The sequence below is a fragment of the Citrobacter sp. KTE30 genome (genome assembly GCF_000398825.1).
Classification (GTDB): domain Bacteria; phylum Pseudomonadota; class Gammaproteobacteria; order Enterobacterales; family Enterobacteriaceae; genus Citrobacter; species Citrobacter freundii.
On the sequence record NZ_KB976055.1, the window covers coordinates 307,972 to 328,716 of the forward strand.

Here is a 20,745-nt window from a genome sequence, read left to right on the forward strand (position 1 = left end):
GAAGCGCAAGCGAGGATAATTCAATAAAAAGCCTCTGAGCATATGCGTCAGAGGCTTTTATTGTCTGCGGCGTCGGATGCGCTACGCTTATCCGACCTACGTTGACGGTGCCCGTAGGCCGGATAAGCGTAAGCGCCATCCGGCAAACGTACAGGCACGATGATTACAGCGCGGCGATGACCGCCTGCTGTTCAATCAGCTTCGCTTTGGCTTCTGCGTAACCGTCCAGCTTCTCACGCTCTTTGGCGATGACCGCTTCCGGTGCGCGGGCAACGAAACCTTCGTTGGAGAGCTTGCCTTCGATACGGGCAATCTCACCTTCGATTTTAGCCACTTCTTTCGCCAGACGCGCCAGCTCATCTTCTTTGTTGATGAGGCCAGCCATCGGGATCAGCAGCTCGGCGCCGTCGATGATTTTGGTCACGGAGACCGGACCTTTGTCATCGGCAGGTAGCACGGTGATGCTTTCCAGACGCGCCAGGTTCAGCAGGAAGCTCTTGTTGTCGTTCACACGACGCATCGCATCCGCGCTGCAACCACGCAGCAACAGCTCCAGTGGTTTACCCGGGGCAATGTTCATTTCCGCGCGGATGTTACGTACGGCAACGATCGCCTGCTTCAGCCATTCGGTATCGGCCAGCGCCGCTTCATCTACCTGAGCCGCGTTATATTCCGGGAACGGCTGCAGCATGATGGTATCTGCGGTGTTGCCACAAATCACTTTCACGCGCTGCCAGATGGTCTCGGTGATGAACGGGATGATCGGGTGCGCCAGGCGCAGCAGGCCTTCCAGCACGGTGACCAGCGTATTACGGGTGCCGCGCAGTTCAGCATCAGTTCCTCCGGTCATTACCGGCTTGGTCAGCTCCAGATACCAGTCGCAGAACTGGTTCCAGGTGAACTCGTACAGAATGCCCGCGGCGATATCGAAGCGGAAGTTATCCAGCGCTTCGCGGTACGCTTTGATGGTCTGGTTGAATTCAGCGAGGATCCAGCGGTCGGCCAGAGACAGGGTCATTTCGCCGCCGTTGAAGCCGCAATCCTGATCTTCGGTGTTCATCAGCACGAAGCGGCTGGCGTTCCACAGCTTGTTACAGAAGTTACGGTAACCTTCCAGACGCTTCATATCCCAGTTGATGTCGCGGCCAGTAGAGGCCAGCGCCGCCAGGGTGAAACGCAGGGCGTCGGTGCCGTGCGGCTCGATGCCGTTCGGGAACTGCTTCTCGGTACGTTTGGCAATCTTCTCAGCCAGCTGCGGCTGCATCATGTTGCCGGTGCGTTTCTCCAGCAGCTCCGGCAGTGAGATACCGTCGACCATATCCAGCGGGTCGATAACGTTGCCCTTGGATTTGGACATCTTCTGGCCTTCGTCGTCGCGAATCAGACCGGTCATGTAGACGGTATGGAACGGAACCTGCGGCTTGCCGTTTTCATCTTTGATGAAGTGCATGGTCATCATGATCATGCGGGCAATCCAGAAGAAGATAATGTCGAAGCCGGAAACCATAACGCTGGTTGGGTGGAACTGACGCAGCGCGTCGGTGTTTTCCGGCCAGCCGAGCGTAGAGAAGGTCCACAGCGCGGAGGAGAACCAGGTGTCGAGAACGTCTTCGTCCTGACGCAGCGCAACGTCGGCGCCGAGGTTGTTTTCCTGACGCACTTCGTCTTCGGTACGGCCAACATATACGTTGCCGTCGTTGTCATACCATGCCGGGATACGGTGACCCCACCACAGCTGACGGGAAATACACCAGTCCTGAATATCGCGCATCCAGGAGAAGTACATGTTTTCGTACTGCTTCGGTACGAACTGGATGTCGCCGTTTTCAACCGCTTCAACCGCCGGTTTTGCCAGCACGTCGGCACGGACGTACCACTGGTCGGTCAGCATCGGTTCGATAACCACACCGCCACGGTCGCCGTAAGGAACGGTCAGATCGTGAGGTTTGATCTCTTCCAGCAGGCCCATCGCATCGATGGCAGCGACGATCGCTTTACGCGCGGCAAAGCGTTCCAGCTTCTGGAATTCAGCCGGGATAGCGTTGGAGTAAACGTCGGACTCTTCACCTTTGGTGTCGTACACTTCCGCGGTTTCACGGATGTCACCGTCAAAGGTCAGAATGTTGATCATTGGCAGGGCGTGACGTTTCCCGACTTCGTAGTCGTTAAAGTCGTGTGCCGGGGTGATCTTCACGCAGCCGGTGCCTTTTTCCATATCGGCGTGTTCGTCGCCGACGATCGGAATACGGCGGTTAACCAGCGGCAGGATAACGAATTTGCCGATCAGATCTTTATAGCGTGGATCTTCCGGGTTCACGGCCACGCCGGTGTCGCCCAGAATGGTTTCCGGACGGGTGGTCGCCACGACCAGGTAATCTTTACCGTCAGCGGTTTTCGCGCCGTCGGCCAGCGGATAGCGGATGTGCCACATCGAGCCTTTAGACTCGCGGTTTTCCACTTCCAGGTCAGAAATAGCGGTGCGCAGTTTCGGGTCCCAGTTGACCAGGCGCTTGCCACGGTAAATCAGATCTTCTTTGTACAGGCGAACAAAGACTTCTTTCACGGCATTGGAAAGACCTTCGTCCATAGTGAAACGCTCGCGCTCCCAGTCAACGGAGTTGCCGAGACGGCGCATCTGACGGGTAATGGTGCCGCCGGATTCCGCTTTCCACTGCCAAATTTTATCGATAAACGCTTCGCGACCGTAGTCGTGACGGGTTTTACCTTCTTCAGCGGCAATCTTACGCTCAACCACCATCTGGGTAGCGATACCCGCGTGGTCGGTACCAGCCTGCCACAGGGTGTTTTTACCCTGCATGCGCTGGTAGCGAATCATGGTATCCATGATGGTTTGCTGGAAAGCATGACCCATATGCAAACTGCCGGTGACGTTCGGCGGCGGGATCATGATGCAGAAGGACTCTTTGCTTTCATCGCCGTTAGGTTTGAAATAGCCCTGCTTTTCCCAGTGCTCGTAAAGCGGCTGTTCGATATCTTGTGGGTTGTATGTCTTTTCCATTATTTCCAGGTTGCCGTATTCAGGTTAAAACCAGCCACGCGGTAAGCTTTGTAGCGATCGCGTGCCGATTGTTTCAAAGAATCTTCGTAAGGAACGAAGTCTATCACTTCTGTGAAAGCGGTGGCAAAATCTGCAAAGCCAACGCGCAAACTGATGAGCAGGTCGCGCGGGCTGCTATTGCGTTTCTCCGGCCAGGCAATCTCTACCGGCGCGCCGCCTCTGGGGCCTTCGCCCGCCAGATTATGCGGAACAAAGCTTTCTGCCGGTCTTGCCCACAGGGCTTCATCCAGTCGAAGAGCCTGCTTTTCGTTTTCACAGGCGATAAGCACGCGCTTGCCAGCCCGCCAACGTTCTGCGGCAATTTCACACACCAGTTGCTCGACGGCGCTTAAACCATCTTGTTGTGTGTCGTTGTCCAGAAGATAGAACGTCGCATTCTTCATATATGGGGCTTCTTGTGGTGGATTTAAATGCGTTGCCATGATGCACACCGTAGGCCTGATAAGGCGTATTAGCGCCGCCATCAGGCGTTTTGCCGGATGGCACTACGCTTATCCGGCCTACGGGGCAATCTTAAACTTACTCTTCGCCGTTAAAACCCGCGCGATTGAGCAGGAACTGCGACAGTAAGGCGACCGGACGACCGGTTGCACCTTTGGCTTTACCGGAGCGCCATGCGGTACCGGCGATATCCAGGTGCGCCCAGTTGTACTTACGGGTAAAGCGTGACAGGAAGCAGCCCGCGGTAATGGCGCCGCCAGGGCGTCCGCCGATGTTCGCCATATCCGCAAAGTTAGACTCTAACTGCTCCTGGTATTCATCACCCAGCGGCAAACGCCACGCGCGGTCGCCAGCCTGCTCGGACGCACCGATCAGCTCATGCGCCAGCGGGTTGTGGTTCGACATCAGGCCGGTGATGTGATGGCCCAGAGCAATCACGCACGCGCCGGTCAGGGTCGCAACGTCAATCACCGCCTCCGGCTCAAAGCGCTCGACGTAGGTTAACACGTCGCACAGCACCAGACGGCCTTCGGCGTCGGTATTGAGCACTTCAACGGTCTGACCAGACATAGTGGTCAGCACGTCGCCTGGGCGATACGCGCGGCCACCCGGCATATTTTCGCAGCCCGCCAGTACGCCGACGACGTTGATGGGCAACTGAAGCTCGGCCACCATGCGCATTACGCCGTACACTGCTGCTGCGCCGCACATGTCGTACTTCATCTCATCCATGCCTTCGGCAGGTTTGATGGAGATACCGCCGGAGTCGAAGGTTAACCCTTTACCGACCAGCACAATCGGACGCGCGTCTTCGGACGGATTGCCTTTGTACTCGATGACTGACATCAGCGACTCGTTCTGCGAACCGTGACCGACGGCGAGATAAGAGTGCATACCCAGCTCTTTCATCTGCTGCTCGCCGATCACGCGGGTTACAACATTTTTGCTGTAGCTGTCTGCCAGCTGACGCGCCTGAGAAGCCAGATAGGCAGCGTTACAAATATTTGGCGGCATGTTGCCGAGATCTTTCGCCGCTTTAATGCCAGCGGCGATTGCCAGACCGTGTTGGATCGCACGCTCACCGCTGGTCAGCTCGCGGCGGGTCGGCACGTTGAAGACCATTTTACGCAGCGGGCGACGCGGCTCGCTTTTGTTGGTCTTCAACTGGTCAAAGCTGTACAGCGTTTCCTGTGCCGTCTCAACGGCCTGGCGCACTTTCCAGTAGTTATTGCGCCCTTTGACGTGCAGCTCAGTCAGAAAGCAGACGGCTTCCATTGAGCCAGTATCATTCAGCGTATTGATGGTTTTCTGAATGACCTGCTTGTACTGGCGCTCGTCAAGTTCGCGCTCTTTGCCACAACCAATAAGGAGAATTCGCTCAGACAGAACGTTAGGAACATGGTGCAGCAACAGGGTTTGACCCGGTTTGCCTTCCAGTTCGCCACGACGCAGCAGTGCGCTGATGTACCCGTCGCTGATCTTGTCGAGCTGCTCTGCAATCGGAGAGAGGCGGCGTGGTTCAAAGACACCCACGACGATGCACGCACTCCGCTGTTTCTCCGGGCTACCGCTTTTTACACTGAACTCCATGCACTACGCTCCTGAATCTTAAAGACAACGGCGGTGGCTACGGATAGAATTGCAAGCTTTCGTAACTCATACCCGCTGTTGCGGTGACTTCGTGTTAATCTTAACGTTATTACGGCATTGGCACGTCAGAACAATTTCTGAGAGGTGGATCCGTTGAGTATAATGATCTTAGCGACGATTTCGACGACTCAAGAGAATAAATGACGTTTAAGCCATGAAACAAGCTAAATTCCGGCAAAAGACGGGTTTTTACGGGCGTATTTAAAGTGATAATCATAAGATATCTGGTTCGGGAAACGCTCAAAAGCCAACTTGCGATCCTATTCATCCTGCTTTTGATCTTCTTTTGTCAAAAGTTGGTCAGGATCCTTGGTGCGGCTGTTGACGGTGATATCCCGGCAAATCTGGTGCTCTCGCTGCTGGGGCTGGGCGTGCCAGAAATGGCGCAACTTATCTTGCCCTTAAGCCTGTTCCTCGGGCTGCTGATGACGCTGGGCAAACTGTATACCGAAAGTGAAATTACGGTCATGCATGCCTGTGGGCTGAGCAAGGCTGTGCTTGTTAAAGCGGCGATGGTGCTGGCGTTGTTTACCAGTATTATTGCGGCGGTCAACGTGATGTGGGCCGGACCGTGGTCCTCCAGACATCAGGACGAAGTCCTGGCGGAGGCGAAAGCGAACCCCGGTATGGCGGCGCTTGCTCAGGGGCAATTCCAGCAGGCGACCAACGGCAGTTCGGTGCTGTTTATCGAAAGCGTTGACGGCAGCAACTTCAAAGACGTGTTCCTCGCGCAAATCCGCCCGAAAGGCAACGCTCGTCCTTCGGTCGTCGTAGCCGATTCCGGACATCTTACCCAATTGCGCGATGGCTCTCAGGTTGTGACGCTAAACCAGGGGACGCGCTTTGAAGGTACCGCGCTGCTGCGCGATTTCCGCATTACCGACTTCCAGGATTATCAGGCGATTATCGGCCATCAGGCCGTGGCGCTGGATCCAAACGATACCGAACAGATGACCATGCGTACGCTGCTGGCGACCGACACCGATCGTGCCCGCGCGGAGCTGACCTGGCGTATCACGTTAGTATTCACCGTATTTATGATGGCACTGATGGTTGTACCGCTGAGCGTGGTAAACCCGCGTCAGGGTCGCGTGTTGTCGATGCTGCCAGCAATGCTGCTCTATTTGCTGTTCTTCCTGGTTCAGACATCGCTGAAGTCGAACGGTGGTAAAGGTAAGCTGGATCCGGTGTTCTGGATGTGGGTGGTTAACCTGGCTTATCTGGCGCTGGCGATTGTGCTTAACCTCTGGGATACGGTGCCGATGCGCCGCTTGCGTGCCCGTTTTATGCGTAAAGGAGCGGTATAATGCAGCCTTTTGGTGTACTTGACCGCTATATCGGTAAAACCATTTTCACCACCATCATGATGACGCTGTTCATGCTGGTATCGCTCTCCGGGATCATCAAGTTCGTTGACCAGCTGAAAAAAGCCGGGCAGGGGAGCTACGATGCGATGGGTGCTGGGCTGTATACCCTGCTCAGTGCGCCGAAAGATATCCAGATCTTCTTCCCGATGGCGGCGCTGCTGGGGGCATTGCTGGGGCTGGGCATGCTGGCCCAGCGCAGTGAACTGGTGGTGATGCAGGCTTCTGGCTTTACCCGTATGCAGGTGGCGTTGTCGGTGATGAAAACCGCGATTCCGCTGGTGCTGCTGACGATGGCCATTGGCGAATGGGTCGCACCGCAGGGTGAACAGATGGCGCGTAACTACCGTGCGCAGCAGATGTACGGCGGCTCGCTGCTCTCTACCCAGCAGGGTTTGTGGGCGAAAGACGGTGACAGCTTTGTCTACATCGAGCGGGTGAAAGGCGAGGCCGAGCTGGGTGGGATTAGCATCTACTCGTTTAACGACAAGCGCCGTCTGCAGTCTGTACGCTATGCTGCGAGCGCGACGTTTGACCCGGAGCAGAAGGTCTGGCGTTTGTCGCAGGTGGATGAATCCAACCTGACCGATCCGAAACAAATCACCGGTTCGCAAACGGTGAGCGGCACCTGGAAAACCAACCTGACGCCCGACAAGCTCGGCGTCGTGGCGTTGGATCCTGACGCGCTGTCGATTAGCGGTCTGCATAACTACGTGAAGTACCTGAAGTCGAGCGGCCAGGATGCCGGACGCTACCAGCTCAATATGTGGAGCAAAGTCTTCCAGCCGCTGTCAGTGGCGGTCATGATGCTGATGGCGCTGTCGTTTATCTTTGGTCCGCTGCGTAGCGTCCCGATGGGGGTGCGTGTGGTGACGGGGATTAGCTTCGGTTTTGTGTTCTATGTGCTGGACCAAATCTTTGGCCCGCTGACGCTGGTGTACGGCATTCCGCCGATTATCGGTGCGCTGCTGCCAAGCGCCAGCTTCTTCCTGATAAGCCTGTGGCTGATGCTGCGTAAATCGTAATCACAGTAATCGTAGGCCTGATGGCGTTGCGCTTTTCAGGCCTACTCCGGACCCGTAGGCCGGATAAGGCGTTAAGCCGCCATCCGGCAACGTAATACGGGCTAGCGTTTTCTCCCGCCCATCAAACTCCCCAACATGCCGCGGATTATCTGATTAGTAACCTGTCGCGCCGCGCTTTTCGCCACGCTCTGTACCACGCCATCGCGCTTGCCGCCGCGCGGCCCTGTGCTGCCAAATAAAATATCCTTCAATCCACCGAGAATACCGCCGTCCACCTCGACCGCTTTACCGTTGGCGGGAGGCGTATTTTGCTGCTCGGTACTGGCCTGCACGCCCTGCTGTAAACGTTCATAGGCGGACTCTCGGTCGATATCTTCTTCATATTTGCCGTACAGCGAAGAGTGATTAATCAGCCCGTTGCGCTCGTCGTCCGTCACCGGTCCCATCCGTGAGCACGGCGCAATCACCATCGCCCGTTCAACCACCGACGGGCTGCCTTTGGCGTCCAGAAACGACACCAGCGCCTCGCCGGTTCCCAGCTCCTGAATGGCTTTTTCGGTATCAAATGCCGGGTTGGCGCGCATGGTTTGTGCCGCGGTTTTCACCGCTTTCTGATCTTTCGGCGTGAACGCGCGCAGGGCGTGCTGCACGCGGTTCCCCAACTGACCAAGCACGTTGTCCGGAATATCCGACGGGTTTTGCGAGACGAACCACACGCCGACCCCTTTCGAGCGGATCAGACGGATCACCTGTTCGATTTTATCCAGCAGCACCTGCGGGGCATCGTTGAACAGCAGATGCGCTTCATCAAAGAAGAACACCAGTTTTGGTTTCTCCAGATCGCCCGCTTCCGGCAACTGTTCGTACAGTTCAGAGAGCATCCACAGCAGGCTGGCGGCGTACAGTTTGGGCATCTGGTAGAGCTTCTCGGCGCTGAGGATATTAATCATCCCTTTGCCGCTGGCGTCGGTACGCATCCAGTCTTTGATGTCCAGCATCGGTTCGCCAAAGAAGTGTGCCGCTCCCTGCTGCTCCAGCGACAGCAGTCCGCGCTGGATAGCCCCGACCGAAGCGCTGCTGATATTGCCGTACTGATTCTGGAAGGATTTAGCGTTATCGCCGATGTACTGAGTGATGGCCCGCAGGTCTTTGAAATCGAGCAGCAGCAGGCCCTGGTCATCGGCAATGCGGAAGATAATATCCAGCACGCCGGACTGAACGTCGTTGAGATTCAACAGACGAGCCAGCAGCAGCGGCCCGAGGTCAGATACCGTGGCTCGCACCGGGTGACCCTTTTCGCCGAAGATATCCCACACCGTGACCGGATTACCATGCGGTTGCCAGTCGGTAATACCGATGTTTTTCAGGCGGGCGAGCAGCTTTTCAGAGGCTTGTCCTTCCTCGGCCACGCCGGTTAAATCACCTTTCACATCGGCCATAAATACCGGTACGCCAATCTCGGACAACGATTCGGCCAGCTTTTGTAGTGTGACGGTTTTACCAGTCCCGGTGGCGCCGGTAATCAGCCCGTGACGGTTGGCCATGCCTGGCAGTAAAAACAGTTCGGTGTCCGGCGTGCGGGCAATTAGCAGGGGTGCGCTCATTGAGATTTCCTCCATTTATCCTGCCTGGAGTATAGGCAACCGTGACGCACTCTTCACCGCTAAATTGCGGAGATTGTGAGGAGAATTTTACCTGCCTGGAATAGCGGGGAGAATAGCCGGGAAGCTTACGCCTCCCGGCAAAGACGATCAGAAGTCGGCTTTCAGCACCACGCGGTAGCGGGCCTTGCCGTCACGCACATGCTGGATTGCTTCGTTAATTTGCGACATCGGGTACAACTCGGTGGTAGGCGACACCTTGCTGCGCCCGGCAAACTTCATCAGCTTGCGCAGCTCGAATGGCGTCCCGGTCGCCGAACCGGAGATGCTGCGATCCCCGGCAATTAAGGTGAACGCCGGTACCGGCAGCGGCTTCAGCACTGCACCGACGGTATGGAAGTTACCGCCGTAGGCCAGCGCTTCAAAATAGGGCTGCCAGTCGAGATCGACGTTAACCGTGTTAATGATGAGATCGAACTGGCCCGCCAGTGCTTTTAGCGCATCTGGATCGCGGCTGTTGACCACTTTATCCGCCCCCATCGCCAGCACTTCCTGCTCTTTCGCCGGATTGGAACTGAATGCGGTCACTTCGCAGCCCATCGCGTGTAACAGCTTAATGGCGATATGTCCCAGGCCACCGATGCCGATCACCCCGACGCGGCTGGTGGCGGTGATATGGTGCATCAGCAGCGGTTTGAACACCGTAATGCCGCCGCACAATAATGGGCCAGCTGCCGCCAGATCGATACTCTCCGGCAGCGGGATCACCCACTGCCAGTCGGCCCGCAGCTTCTCGGCAAAGCCGCCGCGATTGAGAATAGTGGGAACGGAACCTTCCAGGCAGTTGATCTGATTACCGCTGATACAGGCATCGCAGTGCCCGCAACTGCGCGCCGTCCAGCCAATGCCGACGCGCTGACCAACCTTCAGACCCTTATCTTGCGCCGCGCTGCCGAGCGCCGCCACGCGACCAATCACCTCATGCCCGGCAACCAGCGGATACTGAGAGAATCCCCATTCGTTGTCGATCATCGACAAATCAGAATGGCAGATACCGCAGTAATCGACCTGGACTTCGACATCTTCCGGCTTGAGCTCGCCCGCATCATATTCATAGAGTTCGAGTTCGCTGCCCGCCGCTTTTGCGGCGTAGCTTTTTATCATCGACATCGTGTTTCCCTCAGTGTGGTGTTGAACTGGAAGTGTAGAGCATGGGGAAACGGGACGCTTCGCAGAAGGGGGGATTAGGGTGGTTGTTGCGGGGAATAAACTGTGATGAGGGTTACAGGTGGGAAAGGTAATGCTGAAATTTTCAACACTTAGCGAGCCAGACACACGCTGGCGCTTGCATGGTGGCGCACGACAGGTATAATCCACAACGTTTTCCGCATCCCTTCCGTGCCGGAGTGGCGAAATCGGTAGACGCAGTTGATTCAAAATCAACCGTAGAAATACGTGCCGGTTCGAGTCCGGCCTTCGGCACCAAATATGCAAGATTAAGCTACCTTCGGGTGGCTTTTTTTATTTTCGGCTCTTGTAAATAGCACCATACCTACCAAACTTCAGTGTCATTATAAAAAACCATGTCAAAAGGCCTATGGAGATCAAGGGGTAGCTTGTATAAAATAGGCGTATTCTTACATTTGAGAACATGATGTTATGAATGCAATCACATTACGTAAAGCGTTGGGTGTACTTGCGAAGTCATCTTCTTTTTCAGTCACTACAGTGACTCATAGACAAAGAGATGTGTTCGACCAATTAAAAGAGCAGCTTTTTGTTCAACAAGATATTGAGACTGAGTTACAGCGCTATTTAGATGTCGCTAAGCCTGGCGAGATCATTTTTTTGTGTGGTAGCAGCGGAGATGGTAAATCTGAGATTTTGACACGTTGCCAGTCTGACCCACGTTATCAGAGGCGCTTTAATTTTCATTTGGATGCCACACATAGTTTCAATCCGCAACAATCTGCGATTGATGCCTTAAATGAATTATTCAGTAATCATCATTCAGACTCATATCCTCTGCTTGTTGGCATCAATACAGGTATGCTTGCTAACTTTGCAAGGGAAGGTGATGAATGTCACCGAACCATCAGAAATGCTATAGATTTATACCTTTCGAGTCAGTCAAAAGGAAATGGACCTTACCACGATCAAAATATCTCATTTTTTGATTTTGAACATTATCCAAAATTTAATTTTGATGAATGTAAACAATATTCATCATTTATAAAAAAATTACTATGTAATTTGACAAGTAATGACGAAAGTAACCTTTTCTACGCTATATTAAAGAATGAAGAATTAAAAGGTGTAGATGTTCGTATTATTGCGAATTTTAAAATTCTTTGTATGCCTGGTGTTCAGGATTTGTTAATAACTCAGCTGTTTAAAATCCGATTGATTAAGGATCAGTTTGTTACAACCAGAACATTATTGGATTTTTTACATCATTTACTTACTGGACCAGGTTATATATTTGATAATCTGTTCACCGGAAATGAAAATGACCTTGTTAGTAAAGTTTTAGATTTTGATCCTGCCAGATTGCATTCTTATGAACTTGACCAGTTAATCTTGCGCTATGAGCTTGGTTTAACTGATAATGAGTTAGATGAGTTTTTGGACGTTCTTGAACCGTTGCATATTAATTTTAACCGACAAAGTACTACTCCTGGTGAGGCAGCATCTTTAATCAGATTTTTTTGGTTGCTGCAATATGAGTCACTAGGGAATAACTATCATCGAAAATTTTCTGATTTCTTTAATGAATCATTATTTGAACATTATTCTGAAATTTGGCACATGCATAAAAATTATACAGGTGATGTAGAGCAGCGTAGAATCCTTAATCGCTTTTATGCCTTTGAGCTGATTGCTGGCATCCAGCGTTACGCAAATCGTAAGGCTCCTGAGCTGACTATGCAAAGAGAAGAGTTTTTTCTGGGAGAGTTTGGCGGTGTCAAAATTACAGCTCCAGTTGAATTGATTCCTGATCTCGACGCCATTAGAAATAAATTTACGGCCCATCCTACCGGCTTTGATGTTTATTTAAAGGTTGGCGATAAATCGTTGCATCCTATTCGTGTTGGATTAAATTTGTTTGAGTTATTAAACAAATTAAATAATGGGTATCGACCAAATAAATACGACAAAAATGCAATAGTTTTACTGGATGAGATTGTTGAATTAATTGCTGAACAAGCTAAATCGAGCAAAGAGTTAAAATTTTATGATGGGAGAAGTAATGTATATCGTGCTAAGTCATATGATGACATGATCACCATCAGCGGCATGGAAGGTTAACCTAATGTACCCTATAGAGAAACCGTTAAAAGTTGGTAACAATCAGCTGGATAGCTATCTTCCAGTGCGTAATAAAAATAATGAAATTGACTGGCAGATTGTTACTGGGCTGACACTAAGTTATGCACTTAAGCGTAAAATTGAATCCTATGAACCTACACAATTCTGTGAGGACTGTAAAAAATATTTACAAGGATATCTTAGCAATACAGAATTCTGGTCTGTATTGGAACGCATGTATTTTTTAAATCAAGATGTTTTCCGTATTTCGCCACTATTCTTACTTTTTCATGCTCAGTTTGAGGGAGATAAAATAATTAAAGGGACTCCGGCTGACAAGCGTCTTGGAACATTATTTGCTAATCTTATTGGCGATGCAAGTCTTAATTATCCGATACCAGATAAACTCAATTTTATTGAGCAGAAAATGTTGGAAACTCTTACTCGAAATGAAAAGTTAAAAGTATTAGGGAAAGGCCCATTCACCGAAGAACAACCGTACCTTCCTTATATGGTTAAGTGCTTCCAAGATGATTTGGCATTTCTCGCGGAACATCCACAATATCTCTTGCAAGAATTAACCAATACTTTGCGGTTGTATGCTTTTAGTTGGTGCGCTCAGCTTGCACTCAATTTGGATAACTGGCAGGACGGAGAGCCGACAAGTAAATCATTATTTTTTATTCTTGATAGCGAGAAAGCGAGCTCTGAACGAGAAAAAATAAAGCGTTTTGGCTATAAATTGTTCGCTAGCCAATGCGAGAAACTTTTTCCGATGCTGTCTGCATTGGAGGTTTTACAATGGAAAAAAGAGAAGAAAAAACGCCCTTTATGGCAAGTGTACCAAGATTGCTTAAATTATTCGGAAGAACCGAATCAAGTATTGGATGATCTTAATGAATACATCCAGAGGTTTATCAGTAAGGAAGAACGTGATCTTCCTGCTCGTGAAAAAGCAGAAAACTTGGAAGAAGCATTTAGACAGCTAATATCGGTGTCTATTGAACAGTTCCAAGGGAAGAAAACAGATCGAGCGACAGTTAATCGTAAGTATATCAATGAATTAGAAAGTCAGATTTGTAACGATTTTATCCAGATGCGCGGACGCGCAGGGAAAGTATTAGTGTTGAATCAGGATCGTTTGTTGCTATTGACCAATCTAACCATTGGTAAAAATGCCAAACTACGTTTGCATGAGCTATTGGCTGGTTTTGAGCAACGAGGTTTTTATTTGGATAATCAATCTGCACAAATGCTTGTGACGTTTTATGAACGCATGGGCAATGTGGAAAGAATGAGTGACAGTGGAGATGCCGTGTATGTCCGTAAAACAGTATGAAACCTATCTAGCGGAAACTTTTATTGAATGGGTTAGTGGCATCATTCAACCTGGTGAACGTTACCAATTCAAATCTCCTGATCCTGATAATGCCTTAAAACTTTGGCAAGCTTTTGTATCCCTAGCTGATGACAAAAAGCTGGAGATAGCTCCAGATCAACTTATTTCCTGCCTTACTTGTAATGGTGTACAGCTTATCCCTGTACTACATGGCACAGATACCCCTGCATTTACAGAAAACTACATTTCTCACTTGCGAGATAAAGTTGCAGGGCGAAGCGGTGTTTTTGCTCAAACGGCACTATTGATTATTCACAATAGTATGCTTGATACGCTAATCAACAGTACGAAGGATGTCGCTGCCCCAGGTTCAATTTGGTTTCCAGAAACATTCAGCCATCAATTAGAAAAACTAATTGATTCAGATAGTAAAGGCTCTGAGTTATCTCGTTGTTTATTGGAAGATCAGCTAGCGACGGTATTAGACGAAGGGGCAACCGTATTCGGTTTCTCATCGCTCTATCGCCTGCTGGATGACGGGAATTTGGATTTTTCAGAGCTACATCTTTTTAAAGATGATGAGTTGTTAAATTTCAGTCAGAAGCAGTTACGTACCAGGCTTAACGAAAACCGCAAGTTGTACCGGCAAATAGAAGATAGTGTTGAACGTTATAGTGGTCAGCTGGAAAATATCTTAACAGAGTTCAGTTCGAAATTTATTCAGGCCCACTTTGTTGATAAAGATGATTGGCGTGAACTTGATTTTTCTGAATATCGGAAAGAGAAAGAGCTAAACAGTGAACAGAAACTTGTTTTCGAAAATATCTCTGTTGAGAACGGAGATATTTGGCAACGAGCAAAAAGTACCAGTAAGGCAGGAAAGCGCGATATTAGTTTATTAATACAGGTGCTACCAGGTCAATCGAATGTTGCTTTAGAGTTCAGTTTTCAAGGCAATGATCTGCAGGATAATCAAATCAAGATTGCCCATCATCGCCAATTGAAAAAAGAGAGTTTTTGGCGGACCAGTAGAGCTGGAGGTAAAACCTCTCGTATAATGGCATCAGTTCCATTTGATGGAAATCCTTGTTTTTTTAGCCTTGAATTAACCAACCGTGATAATTCTGCAGAAGAATATAAATTTCGTCTATTGTTAGTGGAACAGGGACGATTCTGGCTGAATGATATTCAGCACTGTTTCCGTGTTGAGCCTAGTAAGGGACATTTGACTTTACAGCTGGAGGATAACGAGCTACGTATTTCCGATTCGGGTGAACAGATCTACGTTCTAAATGAAGGAAGCGAGGATGTTAATTGTCAGCAGTATGCGCTCGTTAATTTTGAGACTCTGGCAAACCAAAGTGATCTAGTTCAATTTACACTCGTCTCAGGTGATTCACGGCTGCTGCTTAATATTGAAGGTCCAGGAGCAGAGGAAGGCCTAACTTTACCTCTCCTGTTTGACCAGAGCCGGTACAACAAGCTCTTCAAAGAAGAGGGGAATGCGACTTTCAATCGATTGAAAGGACGTATTATCCAGGACAATACCGAACACAAAGTTGTTGGCGTGCGTCAGCAGCTACTTGCTCTCGAGGCTTTATTGGTCGAGAAACGCCTGCTTGGCACATATGGTGATGAGAGAGTGTTTGAGCTTGATGAACTTCTGATTAGCTATCCTGAACTCCATAATGCTTATAATCAGCTATTTTCTTATTATCAATCCCGCAGTACTTTGCCAAGTTTGGTATCGTGGTCAGCTGAATATCGTAGATTAATCAGCCATATAGTTGCGACGTTTGAGCAGGCATTGAAGCAAATTAGTCTTAGTAGAGCTTTAACCGTGCAAGAAAAACAGCTCCTCTATTTAGGCATTTGCCATGTCGATACATATGAACGTTTATCCCCACTACATCCTTTGGTGCTTGTCTACCATTTACAGCTGGCGGAAACCATTGTTAAAGAACAAGAAGAATTTAGCTCTGCATCATTCGCAGTATTGCCTTCAATTACACTTGATCGTTTAGTCGTTTCTGGTTTAATGCCATTTGTTTATCATAGTGAGCATGAATACGCACAATTAAAACCTGTGGAAGAGAATCGTTTCTGGATCGATGTTGTTCCTCAGCGGCAGGTGAGCCATGAATATGTCAAGCGTCTTGTAAAAGATAAATTAAATGAGTTTACGGATGCTTACTCAAGGTTATTCCTGAGCGGCAAAAATAATGCGCTCATTATCAATGCTATTAATCAAGGTACCGCTAAAGAGTTGTTTCTCGGATTGGTCGAATATTTTAAACAGGAAAAAGAACAATCTATCTCTGTACATGTGAACTGTTATGACGCACGCCTATTGCCCAATATGTTTGATCACTTTGCTGAATGCGGTAGCTATGAAGAACTTAAAAATGATTTAGGGCTTAACAGCGGCGTGTGGAGAGCAGAAGCTGATCTGCTGATCGATTTGCTACGCAGTCGGTTAACATTTAGTAAGTTCATGTTGCCGTCGGAAAGTGAAAAACTGGCCTATTCTCACTTGGCATTTTTTACTAACACTGCACCAGTAGATTGCCGTCAGATTCGTATTGAGGATGCTTCCAGCGGAGTGTTGTGCCATGGGTTGATTGCTGGAGAGGGAGCTGAAACACAAGGGGATGCTTACTTTACAGCATTTGGCCTGCGTGATGTTGATATTGAACCTTACTGTGCCTTGCGCCTCGCACGATTAGTCGGATGTTTGTGGCAGCCTGCGCGCCAGAGCAACAGCCAGTATCATGGCCAAGGTATTGGTTTGGCAGTAAGTGGTGATTTTAAACAACTGCTAAATTATTCATATAACAGTGCACTTTGGACTACCATTATTGACCCTAAAGTCACTCTCGATTTCTTTACCAGTCAGAAAGATGTGGTACTGATTCACTATTCGGATCAATACACTAGTTGTGCAGGTTATGATGCAGTTACCGTCACAAAGCAGGTTGACCTTTTCTTACGACTACTCCAGACAGAAAATTTACCAGGTCAACGTACGTTAGATAGTAAGCATCTGCTTGCTGAATTTAATGCTTTTAATGGCGAATGGTTGCTTAAAATGCTGCGTTCTAGTGAAAAGGAACGCAAAGAAAAGCATGGCATTATCGGTGCATACAAGTTTGTCCAGTCCATGTTGAACCAATCCGATATTTGTTGGATTCCGCTCTCAGTTGCTGAAATGATTCGAGTATCTGGTAACGTCGGACTGAAAATGAAAGAGAGCGATTTGTCGAGGAATTTGCAGGGTTATCGTAAAGGTGCAATTTCAGATGATGTGCTCTTTGTCGGATTTAAGGAAAATAAACTCTATCTTTTACCACTTGAGGTAAAAACAGGGGTTCGACCAGATTACAATTATGCTGGTCAACAGGCTTGTGAGCTTAAACGTTACTTAAAAGAGGATATCCTGGAGCCTCAAACGTTGGCCTCGAATTTGTATCGGGCGCTTTTTGTTCGCCAAGTATTAATGCAGGTAGAAAAGCTGCGTTTGTACGGCGTACTGGAAAGTGGCAAGCTAGCACCTTTATTGGAAAATCGAGAATGGTGGTTAACAGGTGAGTATCAGTTAGGTGAATTAGCTGATTACCCGAATGGTTTTGTTGTCGCACATGTTGATAGCGGTACTTGTTTCGATATCTCTTATAAGGAAACTCAACAGGGTATATTACAGATCGAAATCCCTTATTCACTGCTACCATCGCTTATTGCGAACCCAAACGGAGAATCATCGCTAACGGATCGCTATCACGTCCCGTCTAAATATATACTTAAGCCAAATCAGGATGTAAATATCTTACAATCCATAGCCGTAGTCCCAGCAATTAAAGCGCCCGAAGGTGCGGAAAAATCTGTATCTGAGATTTCGGTACTACAACCTGAGGCAATTACATCCGGAACTAATGATGAGCCATTACAAGTCTTGTTCGGACATGACGCAGTACTGCGGACTCCGTTGTATTGGGAACCAACCAATACCGCTAAGTTTATGAATACTAATACAGGTATTATTGGAACAATGGGGACAGGTAAAACTCAATTTACAAAGTCTCTTGTGACGCAGTTAATGCAAAATCAGTCGAATAATGTTGATGGTAAACAGATTGGGTTGTTAATCTTTGATTACAAATCGGACTATGTGGATGATGCATTTATAAACGCGACTGGGGCTAAAAAATACCAGCTTTCATTGTTACCATATAATCCTCTGTCTTTATTTGGTGATATGCCTATGCTGCCAAGACATACAGCAATGGCTTTTGCTGAAACGATGGGGAAAGCCTATAACCTTGGCGTAAAACAGCGGATGAAACTGGTGGGAATAATAATGGAATGCTATGAACTAGCAGGTATAGTCCCACATGATCGTTCAACTTGGAATCGTATTGCTCCAACTATTGAAGATGTTTGGCAGCAATATTTGGCTCAGGAAAAAGTTGACGAAGATTCATTGTATGCGGCACTTTATAATCTGGCTGGATTCCAAATCTTCGAGACAGATCCTACAAAAATGACCAGTTTGTATGATTTAGTTGACGGCGTCACTGTTATTGAGTTAGCTGGTTATCCAACGGAGATACAAAATCTTGTCGTCGCACTAACACTGGATCTTTTTTACGCACAAATGCAGAAACGTGGAAAGCCTACAGTTAAAGGTGATTATCGACAACTTACCAAAATGATATTGGTAGATGAAGCTGATAATTTTATGAGACAAGATTTTTCAAGCTTGAGAAAAATTCTTAAAGAAGGACGTGAATATGGTGTTGGTGCTATTCTCTCAACACAGGAAATCACTCACTTCAAAACTGGTGAAAACAATTATGCCTCATATATTTTGACGTGGGTTATTCACCGGGTGTCAGAAATTAAGAATGCAGATATCAAAGCCGTTTTCAATATTGATGATAAAGGTGAGCAAGAATCTCTTATGGGGATTATTAGGCAGCTAGATAAACATTTTAGTCTATATATTGATGGCAATAAGATAGTTAAGAAAATGCGTGATAAAGCATTTTGGGAGTTAGCTAAATAGTTGTCATTATTTAGTTTAAGTGTATAGCTTGTTTTTCATGGACTCAATTTTTAACTTTAGATTGAGTCCATAATACAAATTTAATTAATAGTGGCTTAATGAAATGAATATTATTCCGGAAAGTAAAAGTCTAGAGAAGATCTTAACAGGATTAGAAACTAAATATATTGTTCCTGACTATCAGAGAGATTATTCTTGGTCAGTAAATGAGGTGGAAACATTATGGACGGATATTGTTATATCTCATGAGCAGCAATCTGAATACTTTATGGGGACAATAGTCTTAAAAAAGCATCAGAAAGAAACCGATACTTTTGATATAGTCGATGGTCAGCAGCGTTTAGCTACCTTTTCGATGTTATTCTATGTTCTTGCTAGTTTGGGAGAGTCTTTTTCTTCAAACCCTGATATTCTCAGGCAAGTTGAGAGAAACCCTGCATCAATGGACCTGTCTAATAAAATTGCTAAGATCGCGAGAGCAAGGCTAAGGGAACCAAGTGAACCGGATAATTATTATTTGCGCTTGAATAAAAAAGATAATGAGCTTTTTGACTATATTATTAGGAATGAGAAAAAAGACTCTTTTTCTGTAGATGATGCTGCTTATAAGATCAATAAGAATGATAATCGCCTTCTAAAGACTAAAAAAACCTTCATAAAAAAAATTATTGATGAGTTTACTGGCGAGAATGCTCTTAAAGATATTTATACTACGTTAGTACACGTTGTTAAAAAATTGAAATTTATAACAATTGAAGTTGAGACTGATTATGATGCTTTTCTGTTATTTGAGTCATTGAACTCAAAAGGAATGGATCTCAGTGTCGCTGATCTTCTAAAGAATAAAATATTAATGAAAGCCAATGGGAATGAGGAGCAAAGTGAGCTGCTACTAAATAATTGGGAGTCAATGATTTCATCAATTGAATCGAGCAGGCTTTCCCCCGTTGACTTTTTGCGTGTTTATTGGGAGGCAATCCAAGGATCTAATATTACGAAGAAAGAACTTTATAAACATATTGGGGCACATATTGATTTATCAGAAGATATAGTTTCTTTTTCAAAAGATCTCAAGGAAACTGCTGCTGATTTTTCCAGTTATGCTTCTTCTGAATTATATTTTCCAACATGTGCAAATTATTCTGGAAAGGAAAAGTACCTTTCATTTTGTGGTGAAATAAACACGCTAAAATATACAACATGCTTGCCATTACTAATGTATACATATCGATTCAGATCTGACTTTATGGATGTAATGGCAAGGCTGAGTTTATCCTTTCTCTTTAGATGGATCACAATTTGCGATTATTCGGTTGGCGGAGCGAAGAAAGTATTTGACGAGGTCATTCGCCGGTTGATTGCTGGATATAGTAATGAAGAAGCGATACAGCCATTTTTCAGCCAGCATGAGAAAATAGGTGATGATGCTTTTATAGTCGCAATGAGACAGTTTAAAGCGCAAGATAATCAAATTGCAAAATATATACTCTCAAAATGCTATTTATATGATAATAAAATGCAAAGTATACCTAATTATAATGAAGTTCATTTAGAGCATGTTCTTCCTCAATCTACTATTCTATGGGAGAAAGATGAGTGCTTTATTTTGCCTAAGGGAACATTTGCAAAAGATTATGTATATAATATAGGGAATTTAACATTGCTTCATAAGCAAATTAACCAAAGCATAAAAAACAAGATTTTTTCAGACAAATGTAAGCATTATGAAGATTCCATATTTCCTGAAACAAAAAATATATTTGAGCTATCTGAAAATGGAAACTACTGGAATGTTGAAATCATAGAGCAAAGAGGCAAAGATATTGCAAGAAAAGCACCATTTATATGGCCACTTTCTTATTATTAATATAACTT

12 protein-coding genes and 1 tRNA gene are annotated in these 20,745 nt (G+C 47.3%); 8 read left to right on the forward strand and 5 right to left on the reverse strand.

All coding sequences use genetic code 11. The features are described from left to right. Positions 1–163 precede the first annotated feature (163 nt). The 3 genes from WC1_RS21150 to pepA form a co-directional block, all read right to left on the reverse strand. Positions 164–3,019 (reverse strand): valine--tRNA ligase, encoded by a 2,856-nt coding sequence (locus tag WC1_RS21150; RefSeq protein ID WP_016149479.1) that lies wholly within the window; start codon positions 3,017–3,019, stop codon positions 164–166. Next, on the reverse strand, positions 3,019–3,462 hold the full coding sequence (holC, locus tag WC1_RS21145; RefSeq protein WP_003025862.1) for a DNA polymerase III subunit chi: 444 nt from the start codon (positions 3,460–3,462) through the stop codon (positions 3,019–3,021). Before holC ends, WC1_RS21150 begins: the two co-directional genes overlap by 1 nt. 136 nt (positions 3,463–3,598) lie before the next feature. Next, positions 3,599–5,110: a leucyl aminopeptidase gene (gene pepA, locus WC1_RS21140; RefSeq protein WP_003025870.1), complete on the reverse strand. Its 1,512-nt coding sequence runs from the start codon at positions 5,108–5,110 to the stop codon at positions 3,599–3,601. A gap of 153 nt (positions 5,111–5,263) precedes the next feature. On the opposite strand from pepA, the gene WC1_RS24895 reads away from it, so the two are divergent. The 3 genes from WC1_RS24895 (at position 5,264) to lptG (ending at position 7,559) form a co-directional block, all read left to right on the forward strand. Further along, a complete protein-coding gene (locus tag WC1_RS24895) occupies positions 5,264–5,314 on the forward strand; it encodes a hypothetical protein (protein ID WP_212723231.1) in 51 nt (16 codons plus the stop codon). Between the two features lie 62 nt (positions 5,315–5,376). Beyond that, on the forward strand, positions 5,377–6,477 hold the full coding sequence (lptF, locus tag WC1_RS21135; RefSeq protein WP_003839630.1) for an LPS export ABC transporter permease LptF: 1,101 nt from the start codon (positions 5,377–5,379) through the stop codon (positions 6,475–6,477). Next, positions 6,477–7,559 (forward strand): LPS export ABC transporter permease LptG, encoded by a 1,083-nt coding sequence (lptG, locus tag WC1_RS21130; RefSeq protein ID WP_003025875.1) that lies wholly within the window; start codon positions 6,477–6,479, stop codon positions 7,557–7,559. Before lptF ends, lptG begins: the two co-directional genes overlap by 1 nt. Positions 7,560–7,660: 101 nt before the next feature. On the opposite strand, the gene WC1_RS21125 is transcribed toward lptG, so the two are convergent. Together WC1_RS21125 and WC1_RS21120 are read right to left on the reverse strand one after the other, a co-directional pair. Further along, positions 7,661–9,163, reverse strand: a complete 1,503-nt coding sequence (locus WC1_RS21125; RefSeq protein ID WP_003025876.1) for a helicase HerA-like C-terminal domain-containing protein — start codon at positions 9,161–9,163, stop codon at positions 7,661–7,663. A gap of 147 nt (positions 9,164–9,310) precedes the next feature. Continuing rightward, positions 9,311–10,330, reverse strand: coding sequence for an NADPH-dependent aldehyde reductase Ahr (locus WC1_RS21120; RefSeq protein WP_003839634.1), 1,020 nt, complete (start codon positions 10,328–10,330; stop codon positions 9,311–9,313). Between the two features lie 230 nt (positions 10,331–10,560). On the opposite strand from WC1_RS21120, the gene WC1_RS21115 reads away from it, so the two are divergent. From WC1_RS21115 to WC1_RS21095, 5 genes are all read left to right on the forward strand, one after another. Then, positions 10,561–10,645 (forward strand) — tRNA-Leu (locus tag WC1_RS21115). A gap of 174 nt (positions 10,646–10,819) precedes the next feature. After that, positions 10,820–12,469 carry a DNA phosphorothioation-dependent restriction protein DptF gene (dptF, locus tag WC1_RS21110; protein WP_016149480.1) on the forward strand — a complete coding sequence of 550 codons (1,650 nt, stop codon included), beginning with the start codon at positions 10,820–10,822 and terminating at the stop codon, positions 12,467–12,469. Between the two features lie 4 nt (positions 12,470–12,473). After that, on the forward strand, positions 12,474–13,808 hold the full coding sequence (gene dptG / locus WC1_RS21105) for a DNA phosphorothioation-dependent restriction protein DptG (RefSeq protein ID WP_016149481.1): 1,335 nt from the start codon (positions 12,474–12,476) through the stop codon (positions 13,806–13,808). Then, complete coding sequence (dptH, locus tag WC1_RS21100) at positions 13,789–18,870, forward strand: DNA phosphorothioation-dependent restriction protein DptH (protein WP_016149482.1); 5,082 nt, start codon at positions 13,789–13,791, stop codon at positions 18,868–18,870. The genes dptG and dptH overlap by 20 nt, the downstream gene beginning before the upstream one ends. Positions 18,871–18,973: 103 nt before the next feature. Then, positions 18,974–20,737 carry a DUF262 domain-containing protein gene (locus tag WC1_RS21095; protein WP_016149483.1) on the forward strand — a complete coding sequence of 588 codons (1,764 nt, stop codon included), beginning with the start codon at positions 18,974–18,976 and terminating at the stop codon, positions 20,735–20,737. The last annotated feature ends 8 nt before the right edge of the window (positions 20,738–20,745 follow it).

Excerpts from the sequence above, each read along its gene's own strand:
- lptG (WP_003025875.1), top strand. The coding sequence starts at position 6,477 with ATGCAGCCTTTTGGTGTACTTGACCGCTATATCGGTAAAACCATTTTC.
- dptH (WP_016149482.1), top strand. The coding sequence starts at position 13,789 with ATGTCCGTAAAACAGTATGAAACCTATCTAGCGGAAACTTTTATTGAA.
- WC1_RS21150 (WP_016149479.1), bottom strand. The coding sequence starts at position 3,019 with ATGGAAAAGACATACAACCCACAAGATATCGAACAGCCGCTTTACGAG.
- pepA (WP_003025870.1), bottom strand. The coding sequence starts at position 5,110 with ATGGAGTTCAGTGTAAAAAGCGGTAGCCCGGAGAAACAGCGGAGTGCG.
- WC1_RS21120 (WP_003839634.1), bottom strand. The coding sequence starts at position 10,330 with ATGTCGATGATAAAAAGCTACGCCGCAAAAGCGGCGGGCAGCGAACTC.
- WC1_RS21125 (WP_003025876.1), bottom strand. The coding sequence starts at position 9,163 with ATGAGCGCACCCCTGCTAATTGCCCGCACGCCGGACACCGAACTGTTT.
- WC1_RS21095 (WP_016149483.1), top strand. The coding sequence starts at position 18,974 with ATGAATATTATTCCGGAAAGTAAAAGTCTAGAGAAGATCTTAACAGGA.
- holC (WP_003025862.1), bottom strand. The coding sequence starts at position 3,462 with ATGAAGAATGCGACGTTCTATCTTCTGGACAACGACACACAACAAGAT.
- dptG (WP_016149481.1), top strand. The coding sequence starts at position 12,474 with ATGTACCCTATAGAGAAACCGTTAAAAGTTGGTAACAATCAGCTGGAT.
- dptF (WP_016149480.1), top strand. The coding sequence starts at position 10,820 with ATGAATGCAATCACATTACGTAAAGCGTTGGGTGTACTTGCGAAGTCA.